This window comes from Citrobacter sp. Cpo142 (assembly GCF_030332425.1).
GTDB lineage: Bacteria > Pseudomonadota > Gammaproteobacteria > Enterobacterales > Enterobacteriaceae > Citrobacter > Citrobacter portucalensis.
In genome coordinates, this window is sequence record NZ_JAOWHW010000126.1 from 180274 (window position 1) to 195547 (window position 15274).

General features: G+C 52.3%; 14 protein-coding genes and 5 tRNA genes. 7 read left to right on the forward strand and 12 right to left on the reverse strand.

Translation table 11 applies throughout. The annotated features are described in order from the left end of the window. The first annotated feature begins 196 nt into the window (after nt 1-196). From galE to gpmA, 5 genes are all read left to right on the forward strand, one after another. Entirely contained in the window at nt 197-1213 is a 1017-nt protein-coding gene (gene galE / locus OGY18_RS15780; protein WP_003831462.1) for a UDP-glucose 4-epimerase GalE, read from the forward strand. 9 nt (nt 1214-1222) lie between these two features. After that, nucleotides 1223-2269 (forward strand): galactose-1-phosphate uridylyltransferase, encoded by a 1047-nt coding sequence (galT, locus tag OGY18_RS15785; RefSeq protein ID WP_126956687.1) that lies wholly within the window; start codon nt 1223-1225, stop codon nt 2267-2269. Nucleotides 2270-2272: 3 nt separating this feature from the next. Next, complete coding sequence (galK, locus tag OGY18_RS15790; RefSeq protein WP_126318789.1) at nt 2273-3421, forward strand: galactokinase; 1149 nt, start codon at nt 2273-2275, stop codon at nt 3419-3421. Continuing rightward, nucleotides 3415-4455 (forward strand): galactose-1-epimerase, encoded by a 1041-nt coding sequence (galM, locus tag OGY18_RS15795; RefSeq protein ID WP_126318791.1) that lies wholly within the window; start codon nt 3415-3417, stop codon nt 4453-4455. Before galK ends, galM begins: the two co-directional genes overlap by 7 nt. A gap of 232 nt (nt 4456-4687) precedes the next feature. Further along, nucleotides 4688-5440 carry a 2,3-diphosphoglycerate-dependent phosphoglycerate mutase gene (gene gpmA / locus OGY18_RS15800; protein ID WP_003022999.1) on the forward strand — a complete coding sequence of 251 codons (753 nt, stop codon included), beginning with the start codon at nt 4688-4690 and terminating at the stop codon, nt 5438-5440. Nucleotides 5441-5548: 108 nt separating this feature from the next. Here the strand turns inward: gpmA and aroG are convergent, their stop codons facing one another. Further along, nucleotides 5549-6601 carry a 3-deoxy-7-phosphoheptulonate synthase AroG gene (aroG, locus tag OGY18_RS15805; protein ID WP_003831449.1) on the reverse strand — a complete coding sequence of 351 codons (1053 nt, stop codon included), beginning with the start codon at nt 6599-6601 and terminating at the stop codon, nt 5549-5551. 317 nt (nt 6602-6918) lie between these two features. Here aroG and OGY18_RS15810 point away from each other — a divergent pair, with 317 nt between their 5' ends. Next, nucleotides 6919-7293, forward strand: coding sequence for a YbgS-like family protein (locus tag OGY18_RS15810; RefSeq protein WP_003022994.1), 375 nt, complete (start codon nt 6919-6921; stop codon nt 7291-7293). Between the two features lie 113 nt (nt 7294-7406). Further along, nucleotides 7407-8348, forward strand: a complete 942-nt coding sequence (zitB, locus tag OGY18_RS15815) for a CDF family zinc transporter ZitB (protein WP_198578979.1) — start codon at nt 7407-7409, stop codon at nt 8346-8348. On the opposite strand, the gene pnuC is transcribed toward zitB, so the two are convergent. The 11 genes from pnuC to tolA form a co-directional block, all read right to left on the reverse strand. Further along, nucleotides 8345-9064: a nicotinamide riboside transporter PnuC gene (pnuC, locus tag OGY18_RS15820; protein ID WP_191233155.1), complete on the reverse strand. Its 720-nt coding sequence runs from the start codon at nt 9062-9064 to the stop codon at nt 8345-8347. The genes zitB and pnuC overlap by 4 nt on opposite strands. Nucleotides 9065-9090: 26 nt before the next feature. Further along, nucleotides 9091-10134: a quinolinate synthase NadA gene (gene nadA, locus OGY18_RS15825; RefSeq protein WP_149281364.1), complete on the reverse strand. Its 1044-nt coding sequence runs from the start codon at nt 10132-10134 to the stop codon at nt 9091-9093. 282 nt (nt 10135-10416) lie between these two features. After that, nucleotides 10417-10492, reverse strand: a tRNA-Lys gene (locus OGY18_RS15830). A 32-nt stretch (nt 10493-10524) separates the two neighbouring features. After that, nucleotides 10525-10600 (reverse strand) — tRNA-Lys (locus OGY18_RS15835). A gap of 146 nt (nt 10601-10746) precedes the next feature. Next, nucleotides 10747-10822, reverse strand: a tRNA-Lys gene (locus tag OGY18_RS15840). A 3-nt stretch (nt 10823-10825) separates the two neighbouring features. Next, a tRNA-Val gene (locus OGY18_RS15845) sits at nt 10826-10901 on the reverse strand. 36 nt (nt 10902-10937) lie between these two features. Further along, nucleotides 10938-11013: transfer RNA gene (locus tag OGY18_RS15850), tRNA-Lys, on the reverse strand. A gap of 165 nt (nt 11014-11178) precedes the next feature. Beyond that, on the reverse strand, nt 11179-11970 hold the full coding sequence (gene cpoB, locus OGY18_RS15855; RefSeq protein WP_003831441.1) for a cell division protein CpoB: 792 nt from the start codon (nt 11968-11970) through the stop codon (nt 11179-11181). 9 nt (nt 11971-11979) lie between these two features. Continuing rightward, entirely contained in the window at nt 11980-12498 is a 519-nt protein-coding gene (gene pal, locus OGY18_RS15860) for a peptidoglycan-associated lipoprotein Pal (RefSeq protein ID WP_003022983.1), read from the reverse strand. Nucleotides 12499-12532: 34 nt separating this feature from the next. Then, on the reverse strand, nt 12533-13825 hold the full coding sequence (tolB, locus tag OGY18_RS15865) for a Tol-Pal system beta propeller repeat protein TolB (RefSeq protein ID WP_003022981.1): 1293 nt from the start codon (nt 13823-13825) through the stop codon (nt 12533-12535). Nucleotides 13826-13953: 128 nt separating this feature from the next. Continuing rightward, nucleotides 13954-15210: a cell envelope integrity protein TolA gene (gene tolA / locus OGY18_RS15870; protein ID WP_008784157.1), complete on the reverse strand. Its 1257-nt coding sequence runs from the start codon at nt 15208-15210 to the stop codon at nt 13954-13956. Nucleotides 15211-15274 lie beyond the last annotated feature (64 nt).

Sequence of the window (15274 nt, forward strand, 5' to 3'; positions counted from 1 at the left end):
CACGCCCTTTTTTCTGCTTTTTTTTCAGACAAGTGCTGAAATAACAACCTAACATAATGATTTATAATAAAGTAACTGGCAGCATCGAGTGAAAACACCGGAGTGTAAACGATTCCACTAATTTATTCCGTGTCACACTTTTCGCATCTTTGTTATGCTATGGTTATTGCATACCATAGGCTTAACGGAGCGAATTATGAGAGTATTGGTTACAGGTGGTAGCGGTTACATTGGAAGCCACACTTGCGTGCAGTTGCTGAAAAACGGTCACGAAGTGGTGATCCTGGACAATCTCTGCAACAGCAAGCGCAGCGTACTGCCCGTCATTGAGCGTTTAGGCGGCAAGCATCCGACCTTCGTGGAAGGAGACATCCGTAACGAAGCGCTGATAACCGAAATTCTGCACGATCATGCCATTGATACGGTCATCCATTTTGCCGGTTTAAAAGCCGTTGGAGAATCCGTTGCCAAGCCGCTGGAGTACTATGACAACAACGTCAACGGCACTCTGCGTCTGGTGAATGCAATGCGCGCTGCTAACGTGAAAAACTTCATTTTCAGCTCCTCCGCGACCGTCTATGGCGATCAGCCGCAAATTCCTTACGTTGAAAGCTTCCCCACCGGCACGCCGCAGAGTCCGTACGGCAAAAGCAAGCTGATGGTGGAACAAATCCTGACCGATCTGCAAAAAGCCCAGCCCGACTGGAGCATTGCCCTGCTGCGCTACTTTAACCCGGTTGGTGCTCATCCATCGGGAGATATGGGGGAAGATCCGCAAGGTATTCCAAACAACCTGATGCCTTACATCGCGCAGGTAGCCGTTGGCCGCCGCGAGTCTCTTGCCATATTTGGCAATGACTACCCTACTGAAGATGGCACCGGCGTACGCGACTATATCCACGTGATGGATCTCGCCGACGGCCACGTTGCCGCCATGGAAAAACTGGCAGGCAAACAGGGTGTGCATATTTATAACCTCGGTGCAGGCATCGGCAGCAGCGTGCTGGACGTGGTCAACGCCTTCAGCAAAGCCTGTGGTAAACCGGTTAATTATCATTTCGCCCCGCGCCGTGATGGCGATCTTCCTGCCTACTGGGCTGATGCCAGCAAAGCCGATCGCGAGCTCAACTGGCGCGTGACCCGCACACTGGATGAAATGGCACAAGATACCTGGCACTGGCAGTCACGCCACCCGCAGGGATATTCGGATTAAGGACCAATCATGACGCAATTCAATCCTGTCGATCATCCACATCGCCGTTTTAACCCGCTCACCGGGCAGTGGATCCTCGTCTCACCGCATCGCGCCAAACGCCCGTGGCAAGGGGCGCAGGAAACTCCGTCTAAGCAGGTACTGCCTGCACATGACCCGGACTGCTTCCTGTGCGCTGGCAATACGCGAGTTACCGGCGACAAAAACCCGGATTACACCGGGACCTATGTCTTTACCAATGACTTTGCGGCGCTGATGTCCGATACCCCGGACGCACCGGACAGTCACGATCCGTTGATGCGCTGCCAGAGCGCACGCGGTACCAGCCGTGTGATTTGCTTCTCACCCGATCACAGCAAAACGTTGCCGGAACTCAGCGTCCCTGCACTGACAGAAATCGTAAAAACGTGGCAGGAACAGACCGAAGACTTAGGGAAAACCTACCCTTGGGTGCAGGTATTTGAGAATAAAGGCGCAGCGATGGGGTGCTCGAACCCGCACCCACACGGACAAATTTGGGCCAACAGCTTTTTGCCTAACGAAGCCGAACGTGAAGATCGCCTGCAGAAAGCGTACTTCGCCGAACAAGGCGCGCCGATGCTCGTTGATTACGTCCAGCGAGAACTGGCGGATGGCAGCCGTACGGTCGTTGAAACCGAGCACTGGCTGGCGGTTGTACCTTACTGGGCCGCGTGGCCGTTCGAAACGCTGCTGCTGCCGAAAGCGCATGTGCTGCGTATTACCGATTTGACCGACGAACAGCGTGCTGACCTGGCGCTGGCGTTGAAAAAACTGACCAGTCGTTATGACAACCTGTTCCAGTGCTCATTCCCCTATTCCATGGGCTGGCACGGCGCACCGTTCAACGGTGAAGAAAACCATCACTGGCAGTTGCATGCACACTTTTATCCGCCGCTGCTGCGTTCCGCGACCGTGCGTAAATTTATGGTCGGATACGAAATGCTGGCAGAAACCCAGCGCGACCTGACGGCCGAACAAGCAGCTGAACGACTGCGTGCGGTCAGCGACATCCATTTTCGCGAATCCGGAGTTTAAATAATGAGTCTGAAAGAAAAAACACAATCTCTGTTTGCTGAAACATTTGGCTACCCTGCCACCCATACTATTCAGGCACCGGGTCGTGTGAACCTGATCGGTGAACATACCGATTATAACGACGGCTTCGTTCTGCCCTGCGCTATCGACTATCAAACCGTTATCAGCTGTGCGGCACGCGACGATCGAAAAGTCCGTGTGATCGCCGCTGATTACGAGAATCAGGTTGATGAGTTCTCGCTTGATGCGCCGATTATCGCTCATGACAGCCAACAGTGGTCAAACTACGTGCGTGGCGTAGTGAAACATCTGCAAAAGCGCAATAACGCCTTTGGCGGTGCTGATCTGGTGATCAGCGGTAATGTCCCGCAGGGTGCGGGCTTAAGTTCTTCTGCCTCGCTGGAAGTCGCTGTTGGTACGGTATTCCAGCAGCTCTATCATCTGCCGCTCGACGGCGCGCAAATTGCCCTGAATGGTCAGGAAGCTGAAAACCAGTTTGTCGGCTGTAACTGCGGCATTATGGATCAGTTGATCTCGGCACTTGGTAAGAAAGATCATGCGCTACTGATCGACTGCCGAACGCTGGGCACCAAAGCCGTTTCCATGCCTGAGGGCGTCGCGGTGGTGATCATCAACAGTAACTTTAAACGCACGCTGGTCGGTAGCGAATACAACACCCGTCGCGAACAGTGTGAAACCGGCGCGCGCTTCTTCCAACAGCCAGCGCTGCGTGATGTCAGCCTTGAAGCGTTTAACGCCGTCGCCCACGAGCTGGATCCGATTGTCGCCAAACGCGTTCGCCACGTGATCACGGAAAATGCGCGTACCGTTGAAGCCGCGCAGGCGCTGGAAAAAGGCGACCTGCTGCGTATGGGCCAATTGATGGAGGAATCTCACGCCTCCATGCGCGATGACTTTGAAATTACCGTGCCGCAAATTGATACGCTGGTAGAGATTGTCAAAGCGACCATTGGCGATAAAGGCGGTGTCCGTATGACCGGTGGCGGCTTCGGCGGCTGCATCGTGGCGCTGATCCCGCAAGATTTGGTTCCTGCCGTACAGCAGGCCGTCGCGGAACAATACGAAGCGAAAACCGGTATCAAAGAAACATTCTACGTCTGCAAACCTTCACAAGGAGCAGGACAATGTTAAACGAAATCCCGGTGCAGGCTCCGGACGGTCAGCCGTTTCGCCTGCTCACCCTGCGCAATGACGCAGGGATGGTCGTCACACTCATGGACTGGGGCGCGACACTGCTCTCTGCACGTATTCCGCTTAGCGATGGCAGCGTGCGCGAAGCATTGCTCGGGTGCGCCAGTCCGGAACAATACCCGGAGCAGGCTGCATTTCTGGGGGCTTCGATTGGTCGCTACGCCAACCGTATCGCCAACAGCCGCTATACCTTTGCCGGCGAAACCGTTGAATTAATACCAAGTCAGGGTGAAAACCAGCTGCATGGCGGGCCAGACGGTTTCGACAAACGTCGCTGGCAGATAGTCAATCAGAACGACCGTCAGGTGCTGTTCGCCTTAACATCTGACGATGGCGACCAGGGTTTCCCTGGCCATCTATGCGCCACCGCGCAGTATCGCCTGACTGACGATAATCGTATTTCGATAACCTACCGCGCCACGGTCGATAAGCCCTGTCCGGTGAATCTGACGAATCACGTTTATTTTAACCTCGATGGTGACAAAACAGATGTGCGCCAGCATAAGCTGCAAATTATGGCAGACGAGTACTTGCCGGTTGATGAAATGGGCATCCCGCATGACGGGCTGAAATCCGTCGCTGGTAGCAGTTTCGATTTCCGCACGCCTAAAATCATCAGCAGTGAATTTCTTGCCGATGACGATCAGCGCAAGGTAAAAGGTTACGATCACGCCTTCCTGCTTCAGGCACAGGGCAATGCGCGTACGCCGGTCGCTCGACTGTGGTCCCAGGATGAAAAACTGCAGATGGTGGTATACACCTCCGCCCCGGCATTGCAGTTTTACTCCGGCAACTTCCTCGGCGGTACACCATCTCGCGGACCAGACGCCTACGAAGACTGGCAAGGTCTGGCGCTGGAAAGTGAGTTTCTCCCGGACAGCCCAAATCATCCTGAGTGGCAGCAGCCGGACTGCTTCCTGCGTCCGGGCGAAGAATATGCCAGCGTGACGGAATATCAGTTTATTCCAGTCTGATCCTTTCCCCTCACAGGCCCGATGACGTAACGTAGCGGGCCTGTTATTTGTTTATCACAGTAGAACCGCTCAAATCCCCACCACTCAAAGACAAAATCGCAACCTTGAATTCACAAGAACCTTACACTGTGGCGCTATTTTCGCTATGGTTATGCGTAAGCATTGCCGCTGACGCTTTACGGCAATATAATGAGAATTATTATCATTCAATATGATTTATAGGAGTGAGTGTATGGCTGTAACTAAGCTGGTTCTGGTACGTCACGGTGAAAGTCAGTGGAACAACGAAAACCGTTTTACCGGTTGGTATGACGTTGATCTGTCAGAGAAAGGCGTGGGCGAAGCAAAAGCGGCAGGTAAACTGCTGAAAGAAGAAGGCTACAGCTTCGATTTTGCTTATACCTCTGTGCTGAAACGTGCCATCCACACCCTGTGGAACGTACTGGACGAACTGGATCAGGCCTGGCTGCCGGTTGAAAAATCCTGGAAACTGAACGAACGTCATTACGGCGCGCTGCAGGGTCTGAACAAAGCTGAAACCGCTGAAAAATACGGTGACGAGCAGGTTAAGCAATGGCGTCGCGGCTTTGCGGTAACACCACCGGAGCTGACCAAAGATGACGAGCGTTATCCAGGTCACGATCCGCGTTATGCGAAGTTGACCGACAAAGAGTTACCGGTTACCGAAAGCCTGGCGCTGACCATCGATCGCGTTATCCCCTACTGGAACGAAACCATTCTGCCGCGTATGAAAAGTGGTGAGCGCGTAATTATCGCCGCTCACGGTAACTCTCTGCGTGCGCTGGTTAAATACCTGGATAACATGGGCGAAGATGAGATCCTTGAACTGAACATCCCGACCGGCGTACCGCTGGTATATGAGTTCGACGAAAACTTCAAACCAATCAAACACTACTATCTGGGTAACGCTGACGAGATCGCAGCAAAAGCGGCAGCCGTTGCGAACCAGGGTAAAGCGAAGTAATTTTCATCCTGGGTCAAACGAAAAAAGCGTGGAATGCTCCACGCTTTTTTATTGCCGGATGACGGCGTTGCCTTATCCGGCCTACCGAGCGTAGCCCGGATGAATTTTTTAACCGCGTCGCGCTTTTACTGCATCCGCCAGCTGGCGCAACACCGCATCGGTATCTTCCCAGCCAATGCAGGCGTCAGTGATACTTTTACCGTAGGTCAGCGGCTCGCCGCTATCCGGGTTCTGATTACCTTCTACCAGATGGCTTTCGATCATCACGCCAATAATTGCTTTTTCGCCCCCAGCAACTTGTCCGCAAACATCTTTCGCGACATCCATCTGCTTTTTGAACTGCTTGCTGGAGTTGGCATGGCTAAAGTCGATCATCACCTGCGCTGAAAGCCCTGCTTTGATCAGACCTTCTTTCACGTCGGCAACGTGCTGAGCGCTGTAGTTCGGCTCTTTGCCGCCGCGCAGAATAATATGGCAATCGCCATTACCACTGGTATTCACGATCGCCGAATGGCCCCATTTGGTCACAGACAGGAAGCAGTGCGGCGCTCCCGCGGCGTTAATCGCATCAATCGCTACTTTTATCGTGCCATCAGTACCGTTTTTAAAGCCAACCGGGCAGGACAGACCAGACGCCAATTCGCGGTGCACTTGAGATTCTGTGGTACGTGCCCCAATCGCGCCCCAGCTCATCAGGTCGGCGAGGTATTGCGGCGTAATCATATCGAGGAATTCACCCGCAGCAGGCAATCCGCTGTCATTGATATCAAGCAGCAGTTTACGCGCAATGCGCAGCCCATCGTTGATCTGGAAGCTGTTGTCCATGTGCGGATCGTTGATAAGCCCTTTCCAGCCGACGGTAGTTCGCGGTTTTTCAAAATAGACGCGCATAACGATTTCAAGCTCGCCTTTTAACTCTTCACGCAGCGCCAGCAGGCGAGCGGCATACTCTTTGGCTGCTGCCGGATCATGAATTGAGCACGGCCCAATCACTACCAGCAGGCGATCGTCACTCCCTTTCAGGATTTTATGGATCGCTTTACGGGCATGAGCCACCGTGTTTGCGGCATTTTCAGTAGCGGGGAATTTTTCCAACAATGCGACTGGCGGTAATAACTCGTTGATCTCTTTAATGCGTAAATCGTCGTTCTGATAATTCATGATTATTCCAGCGTTGCCATACTTATATAAATGAATGCAATCCCTCCAATCTATATCTTCAGTCATAAAGTGTAAACGGGGTTTTACACTTTGGACGGATTAATCCTGGAATTGGCCAAAAAAACGCAATAAAGTAGCGAAAAACGAGATCCAACCTACAATTTATAACTGTAACAGCTTTAATTTTCATAAACTTCAAGATTCTATGCTGGGTTTAATTTCTCTGGCAAAACTATTAACCACATATTGATGATGTAACTGGCACATGCACTGTTGGAAGACGTTATCCGACATATCGACCATAACAGGAGCATATTATGCATATGACAAAGCTGGCTTCACTCTTTCTTACCGCTACACTCAGCCTCGCCAGCGGCGCGGCGCTGGCAGCTGAAACCAACACGCAGTCCAATAACGGCCAGGCAAATTCCTCGGCGGATGCCGGTCAGGTCGCCCCAGACGCACGCGAAAACGTGGCACCAAATAATGTCGACAACAGTAACGTGAATTCGGGTGGCACAATGCTGCACCCGAACGGTTCATCAATGAACCATGAAGGGATGACCAAAGACGAGATGCACAAAAACACCATGTGTAAGGACGGTCGCTGCCCTGATGTGAATAAGAAGGTTGAGACCGGAAACGGCATTAACAATGATGCTGAGACAAAAACTGATGGCACTACGCAGTAACGCTGAAAATAAAGCTAATAATGGGAGAGCAATAGCTCTCCTTTTTAATTTTATCATCCCAAAAACGGTATGATGGCATACAGTAAAGATGAGAATAACAAAGGGATGGCATAATGGCGCACTCGCATACTCATACTTCTTCTGAGCAACCCAAGGACAATAATGCCCGCCGCTTGATGTTTGCATTCTGCATTACAGCCGGATTTATGTTGGTTGAAGTGGTGGGTGGAATACTTTCAGGTTCACTGGCCTTGTTGGCCGATGCCGGGCATATGCTCACTGATGCCGCAGCGCTCCTTTTTGCGCTGCTGGCCGTCCGGTTTTCCCAGCGCCCGCCCACAATACGACACACCTTCGGCTGGCTGAGGCTCACGACACTGGCCGCGTTTGTTAATGCCATCGCATTGGTCGTGATCACCATTTTAATCGTCTGGGAAGCCATTGAGCGTTTCCATACGCCCCGCCCCGTGGCTGGCGGCATGATGATGGTTATAGCTGTCGCGGGTTTACTGGCCAACGTGCTGGCTTTTTGGGTTCTACACCGCGGCAGTGAGGAGAAAAACCTGAACGTCCGCGCCGCGGCACTGCATGTGATGGGCGATTTACTCGGCTCGGTCGGGGCGATCATCGCTGCGCTGATTATTATCTGGACGGGCTGGACGCCTGCGGACCCGATTCTCTCGATTCTGGTTTCCGTGCTGGTACTGCGTAGCGCCTGGCGACTGTTAAAGGATAGCGTTAATGAATTACTGGAAGGCGCCCCGCTGACGCTGGATATCGCCGCACTGCAGCGCCATCTCAGCCGGGATATCCCTGAAGTCCGCAATGTACACCATGTCCATGTCTGGATGGTGGGTGAAAAACCGGTAATGACGCTGCATGTGCAGGTGGTTCCGCCGCACGATCACGACGCGCTGCTGGAGCGTATTCAGCACTTCCTTATCCATCACTACCAGATTGAACACGCCACGATCCAGATGGAGTATCAGCCGTGTAATGGGCCGGACTGCCACCTGTATCAGGGGGTATCCGGCCATTCACACCATCACCATTAATGGGACAGCGCGTGGGACCCCCGCTCACGCGCGCTGTTAATCCACATCCTGCTACCGTTCAGGGCGATAACAGTCAGGATCACATACTCCAGCGACATGGCATATACGCCTTGCAGGGCGAAAATCACTACGCTTATTACGTTAATGATCACCCACAGCAGCCAGTTTTCAACGTACTTACGCGTCATCAGGATCATCGCCGCAATCGACAACACCATCATGCAGGAGTCCCAGAATGGGAATGCATCGGGTTGCAACTCAGGCACAACAACCTGTAATCCCAATGCCTGCATAATGTTCACCGCAATGCGGGTCAGGAACGCAAAGACCGGATCGATATAGACCGACATCAGGCCGATCGCCACCACGCAAGCCGCCAGCCAGCCGATCGCTTTTGGTAACGGCAGCCAGCGAATTTTCAGTTCCGCTTCATGCTGGCTGGTTTGCCTGGACCAGGCATACCAGCCGTAGATGTTGGCGGCAAAAAAGAAAACTTGCAGCAACAGGCTTGCATAGAGCTGGATCTGAAAGAAGATAATCGCAAACAGCGTGACGTTTATCAGGCCGAAGAAGTAATTGCTGATTTTCTCAAGGCTCGCCAGGCCAATACACAGCAACCCGGCGATCGTCCCCACAGCTTCGATCCAAGACAGATCGTAACCGCCAGCGCCAATCGGAATATGTACCAGAATGTTCTGCGTGCTAAAAAAGTCCATCTTTTCCCCCAGAGCAAAAATATTAATTAAGCTCGAAGTGTAGCCGCAAATTCCAACATGCGGTTTAACGGCAACAACGCCCCTTCTCGCAGCCCAGCATCAACATGTATCTCATGAGCCGCTCCTCCTTGTTCCAGGCCCTCAGCAATCGCCTTGAGGCCGTTCATCGCCATCCACGGACAATGCGCACAGCTGCGACAGGTTGCCCCCTCACCAGCCGTCGGCGCTTCGAGTAACTCTTTATCCGGAACAGCCTGCTGCATTTTGTAAAAAATGCCCCGGTCAGTAGCCACAATCAGCTGTTGATGCGGTAACGATTTAGCTGCGTTGATTAACTGGCTGGTTGAGCCAACCGCATCGGCCATATCAACGATAGACTGGGGGGACTCCGGGTGCACCAACACCGCAGCATCAGGGTAAAGCCCCTTCATGCGTGTTAAAGCCTGAGTTTTAAATTCGTCGTGGACGATACAGGCCCCCTGCCAACAAAGAACGTCTGCACCGGTCTGTTTTTGTACGTAGTTGCCCAGATGTCTGTCCGGAGCCCAGATGATTTTTTCACCTAAACTATCAAGATGCTCAATAAGTTCTACCGCGATACTGGATGTGACGACCCAGTCCGCACGTGCTTTAACGGCGGCTGAGGTATTGGCGTAAACCACCACGGTACGATCCGGATGCGCATCGCAAAACGCGCTGAACGCATCAATCGGACAGCCCAGATCTAATGAGCATTCCGCCTGTAGGGTCGGCATCAGGATGGTCTTTTCCGGGCTGAGGATTTTGGCGGTTTCCCCCATAAACCTCACGCCTGCAACCAACAGCGTAGAGGCAGAATGCTTTGAGCCGAAACGCGCCATCTCCAGAGAATCAGAAATACAACCACCGGTCTCTTCGGCCAACTGCTGAATTTCGGGATCGGTGTAATAGTGCGCGACCATAACGGCATCACGCTCTTTCAGCAGGCGCTTGATTTTTTCACGATAAAATTGCTTTTCATCCACACTCAGCGGGGCTGGCTTCGGCGGAAACGGATAAATTGCTGCTTCTGGATCAAACATCACGCTCATCTTGCTTTCTCGTTTTACTGGCTTAACGAAATAACCGATTAAAAGCGTGACGCACGCCGTATTCGGTTAGATTTGTTTTATATGCTAAACAAGATAGCGGATTGGCGTAAGAAAGTCACAATAATTGCGTGTGATGAATACCGGAAGGCGACTGACGTCTTATCCGGCCTACGTGAATAGTGTCGTCTGTAGGACAGATAAGCGAAGCGCATCAGGCAAGCAGGTTTGAATCGATGAATTCTGCTCATAGCAAAAAGGCGCCTTTAGGGCGCCTTTTTACACTGGTGGGGCGTGCAGGATTCGAACCTGCGACCAATTGATTAAAAGTCAACTGCTCTACCAACTGAGCTAACGCCCCCTTATGGGGTTTACTTCTTTATACTTTCAGGATGGTGGGTCGTGCAGGATTCGAACCTGCGACCAATTGATTAAAAGTCAACTGCTCTACCAACTGAGCTAACGACCCGCTCGGGTATAACCTGAAAATTTTTACTCGGTACCACCAATAAATTGGTGGGGCGTGCAGGATGACTCGACGTCGTCTCGCCCTAACGGGCCGTTGCTAAAGCAACGTTATCCTTCACGTTTAACACCTGAGTACGATGTTAAAGTTGGTGGGGCGTGCAGGATTCGAACCTGCGACCAATTGATTAAAAGTCAACTGCTCTACCAACTGAGCTAACGCCCCGAGTGGTGGGTGATGACGGGATCGAACCGCCGACCCCCTCCTTGTAAGGGAGGTGCTCTCCCAGCTGAGCTAATCACCCGATACTGCGCTGGATACTACTTACTAACTAAGTTAGTGGTGGGTCGTGCAGGATTCGAACCTGCGACCAATTGATTAAAAGTCAACTGCTCTACCAACTGAGCTAACGACCCACTTTTTTTGCCGCTTTCGGGCTGTTTGATATCCCTTGGCAACGGCGGCATATATTACTGATTTCAGATTTTAGCGCAACAAAAATTTCGATGTAAATAACTCAACTGCTTAGGAATCACACGACGCGACCAGAATTAACACGATTTCTGGTCGCATGGTGTTCATTACATCGCGCCAAGGCGTTTTTGCGCTTGTTTCGCGCCATCAGTGCCAGGGTATTTAGTGATAACCTGCTGATAAACGGCTTTCGCTTTCTCTTTATCACCTTTGTCCTGCATGATGACACCGACTTTATACATCGCGTCTGCAGCCTTTGGTGATTTAGGGAAGTTTTTGACTACAGAAGCAAAATAGAACGCTGCATCATCTTTTTTCCCCTTGTTGTAATTCAACTGACCCAGCCAGTAATTCGCATTTGGCAGGTAAGTTGAGTCTGGGTACTTTTTAATGAAGTTCTGAAATGCTTCAATCGCGTCATCCTGGCGGGATTTATCCTGCACCAGAGCAATGGCCGCATTGTAATCGGTATTCGCATCGCCAGTTTGTACCGGAGCACCTGACGCTGCCGCTGCACCCGCATCAGGTGCAGGGGTTGCTGCTGCCCCACTCTGATCGCCGCCCGCTGATTGCGCCGCAGGTGCACTACCGCTGCCAAGATTATTCATCTGCAGCAATATCTGCTTCTGGCGTTCAACAACCTGATTCAGTTGATACTGATTTTCCTGAATTTGACCGCGCAGGGAATCAATATCGGACTGATTATCGGAGAGTTGTTGCTGGAGTTGGGTTAAAAGCTGACTGTGAGCGTTAGAAATACGCTCGAGTTGAGTGACACGGTCTTCGACCGAGCCAGAGCCGACACTACTGATTGGCGCCTGTGCAAAAGCGGCCCAGGGGGCCGCTATGCCAACCAGTAACGACAGACTCAACAGATGATGTCTGAAGTTACTGCTCATGCAATTCTCTTAGTAAACCAGTACGGCGCGACGGTTTTTGGCGTAAGCCGCTTCGTCATGACCCAGTACTGCAGGTTTTTCTTTACCGTAAGAAACGATGGAGATCTGGTCAGCAGAAACGCCTTTACCCTGCAGGTACATCTTAACGGCGTTCGCACGACGCTCACCCAGGGAGATGTTGTACTCAGGAGTACCACGTTCGTCCGCATGACCTTCTACGGTGACTTTGTAAGACGGGTTGCTACGCAGGAAGTTAGCGTGAGCATCCAGCATTGCAGCGAAGTCAGAACGGATATCGTACTTGTCCAGATCGAAGTAAACGATGTTGTTCTGCTGCAGCTGTTGCATCTGAAGACGCGCTTGCTCTTCAGAAGACATGTTGCCGCTGCCGTTTGCATCCATACCAGTGCCGGCACCCAGCATGCCTTCGCTGCCGTCATTGCTGGCGTTCTTGTTAGAAGAACACGCTGCAATAGCCATAACAGGCAGAGCAATCATCAGCCCTTTCAGCACTTTGTTCAGTTGCATTTCAATGATTCCTTTATTAATCAATTATTTATTATCACAGATACGGCGACCAGGCAGGGAATTTAACCTGTCCATCAGTTGCCGGAAGACGCGCTTTGAAACGCCCATCTGTAGAAACCAAATTCAGCACGGATCCCATCCCCTGAGAAGAGCTGTAGATTACCATAGTGCCGTTAGGTGCCAGACTTGGCGTTTCGTCCAGGAACGTTGACGACAGAACTTGTACGCCACCCGCTACCAGATCTTGTTTGGCAATGTGCTGCTGACCGTTGGCCGAGCTTACCATTACCATAAATTTACCGTCGCTGCTCACATCCGCATCCTGGTTTTGCGAACCTTCCCAGGTAATGCGCTGCGGAGCACCGCCGTTGACGTTAACTTTATAAACCTGCGGACGACCGGCCTGGTCAGACGTAAAGGCCAGGTTTTGGCTGTCCGGGAACCAGGTAGGTTCCGTGTTGTTGCTACGACCATCCGTCACCTGACGGATCTGACCGGAACCAATGTCCATGACATACAGGTTCAGGCTACCGGTTTTAGACAGGGCAAACGCCAGTTTGCTGCCATCCGGAGAAAACGCAGGCGCACCGTTGTGACGTGGGAACGAGGCTACCTGACGAACCGCGCCGTTAGACAGTGTCTGAATAACCAGCGCAGAACGACCGCTTTCGAAGGTAACGTACGCCAGTTTTGAACCGTCCGGTGACCACGCCGGAGACATCAGCGGCTGCGGAGAACGGTGTACCACGAACTGGTTGTAACCATCGTAGTCGGACACACGTAATTCGTACGGGAACTGACCACCGTTGGTCTGAACAACATAAGCGATACGGGTACGGAATGCACCTTTAATGCCGGTCAGTTTTTCAAACACTTCGTCACTTGCAGTATGGCCCGCGTAACGCAGCCACTGCTTGTTCACTTTATAGGTGTTCTGTGCCAGTACGGTACCCGGTGCGCCACCGGTGTCAACCAGCTGATAGGCAACGCTGTAAGAACCATCCGGGTTCGGCGTAACCTGGCCGACGACTACGGCATCAATGCCCAGCGCAGACCAAGCGGCAGGTTGAACTTCCTGCGCGGTACCGGGCTGCTGAGGCAGACGAGAACGGTCTAACGGGTTAAATTTACCGCTGTTACGCAGGTCAGCACCTACGATACCACCGATATCTTCAGGTGCAGCACCCGGTCCTGCCCACTGGAAGGGGACAACACCAATCGGGCGCGCCGAGTCCACCCCCTGGGTGATCTCGATACGTACTTCTGCGTGCAGCACCGCTGCCCACAGCATCAGAAAACCAAATGCTACTCGTAATGCCTGCTTCATCATATCTCCCTTATCTGGACGGAAAGCCCACGATAATTTAGCAGAATGTTAACAAACTCAAATACACAAAACTACCAGAACTCTGTCTCAACCTTAGACCGTTTCCCCTGATTTCTCAGGGGTCGTTATTACAGTTTGAAGTCCAGTTTGGCATCTTTTACTTTTTCATAAACTGCCTGGCTAGGCGGTTTAGGAATTCTGGCGGTTTTCGCAGCCGTCAGCGCAGCCTGACACAATGCCGGATCCCCGCCCTCTTCGGTCACATCCAGTAACAGACCATCGGGTGCTAACTTGATATGTAATACGCAAGATTTACCTGCATACAAATCTGCACCATACAGACGGCTCTGGATCGCATTACGAATTTGAGATGCGTAAGCACTGATATCAGCGCCAGATGCACCGCCATTGGCACCACTTGTACCACTATCTTTCGCCGGTTGGCCGTTTCCTTTCGCTCCACCGCCCGATTTCGGTGCATTCTTACCGGAGCTCAGGTCGCCCAACAAGTCGTCAACGCCAGAGGCTGCAGCGGCTTTTTCGGCCGCAGCCTTTTTAGCCGCAGCTGCTTTATCTGCCGCAGCTTTCTTATCGGCAGCGGCTTTCTCAGCTGCAGCTTTTTTGTCTGCTGCTGCTTTTTCTGCAGCGGCTTTCTTATCAGCCGCCGCTTTTTCAGCAGCGGCAGCTTTCGCGGCAGCGGCTTTTTCTGCTTTCTCAGCAGCAGCTTTCTCGGCTGCAGCTTGCTTAGCGGCTTCAGCCTGTGCTTTCTTCGCAGCGTCCGCAGCTGCCTTAGCAGCTTGTGCTTCTGCAGCTTTCTTCGCATCAGCGGCGGCTTTAGCGGCTTCAGCCTCAGCTTTTTTCTGTGCGTCCGCAGCGGCTTTCTTCGCGGCATCTGCCGCTTGCTTAGCCTGAGCATCAGCTTTAGCCTTCGCGTCTGCAGCAGCCTTCGCCGCAGCCTCTTCAGCCTGTTTCTGTTGCTCTTGCGCTTTCGCTGCGGCGGCTTCAGCTTGCTTCTGCTGTTCCGCCTGTTCGCGCACTTTTTCCTGCGCGGCTAAACGTTCTTTTTCCAGCTGCTTCAGTCGCTCTTGCTCAGCTGCCTGCTTCTCGCGAAGTTCTTCAGCTTGCTGCTGCGCCTGCTTTTCACGCTGCTCTTCAGCACGTTTCGCACTTGCCTGCTGTTGCTGCTGCCTGTCGTACTGTTGCACAACGGCGCCAGGATCGACCATAACGGCGTCGATGGACGAACCGCCACCGCCGCCGGCTGAAGCATCAATGTGCTCATCGAACGAACTCCAGATCAGCGCTGCAAATAAAATGACATGCAGCACCGCTGAAATAATTATCGCCCTTTTGAGCTTGTCGTTTTGTTCGGTTGCCTTTGACACTCTCGGTTCCCAAAAAACTGTTCGCCTGTTACGTGCTATCTTTCAAGCCAGCAAAACGCAGTCA

Coding starts and splice junctions, on each gene's coding strand:
- galE (WP_003831462.1), top strand. CDS start 197: ATGAGAGTATTGGTTACAGGTGGTAGCGGTTACATTGGAAGCCACACT.
- galT (WP_126956687.1), top strand. CDS start 1,223: ATGACGCAATTCAATCCTGTCGATCATCCACATCGCCGTTTTAACCCG.
- galK (WP_126318789.1), top strand. CDS start 2,273: ATGAGTCTGAAAGAAAAAACACAATCTCTGTTTGCTGAAACATTTGGC.
- galM (WP_126318791.1), top strand. CDS start 3,415: ATGTTAAACGAAATCCCGGTGCAGGCTCCGGACGGTCAGCCGTTTCGC.
- gpmA (WP_003022999.1), top strand. CDS start 4,688: ATGGCTGTAACTAAGCTGGTTCTGGTACGTCACGGTGAAAGTCAGTGG.
- aroG (WP_003831449.1), bottom strand. CDS start 6,601: ATGAATTATCAGAACGACGATTTACGCATTAAAGAGATCAACGAGTTA.
- OGY18_RS15810 (WP_003022994.1), top strand. CDS start 6,919: ATGCATATGACAAAGCTGGCTTCACTCTTTCTTACCGCTACACTCAGC.
- zitB (WP_198578979.1), top strand. CDS start 7,407: ATGGCGCACTCGCATACTCATACTTCTTCTGAGCAACCCAAGGACAAT.
- pnuC (WP_191233155.1), bottom strand. CDS start 9,064: ATGGACTTTTTTAGCACGCAGAACATTCTGGTACATATTCCGATTGGC.
- nadA (WP_149281364.1), bottom strand. CDS start 10,134: ATGAGCGTGATGTTTGATCCAGAAGCAGCAATTTATCCGTTTCCGCCG.
- cpoB (WP_003831441.1), bottom strand. CDS start 11,970: ATGAGCAGTAACTTCAGACATCATCTGTTGAGTCTGTCGTTACTGGTT.
- pal (WP_003022983.1), bottom strand. CDS start 12,498: ATGCAACTGAACAAAGTGCTGAAAGGGCTGATGATTGCTCTGCCTGTT.
- tolB (WP_003022981.1), bottom strand. CDS start 13,825: ATGAAGCAGGCATTACGAGTAGCATTTGGTTTTCTGATGCTGTGGGCA.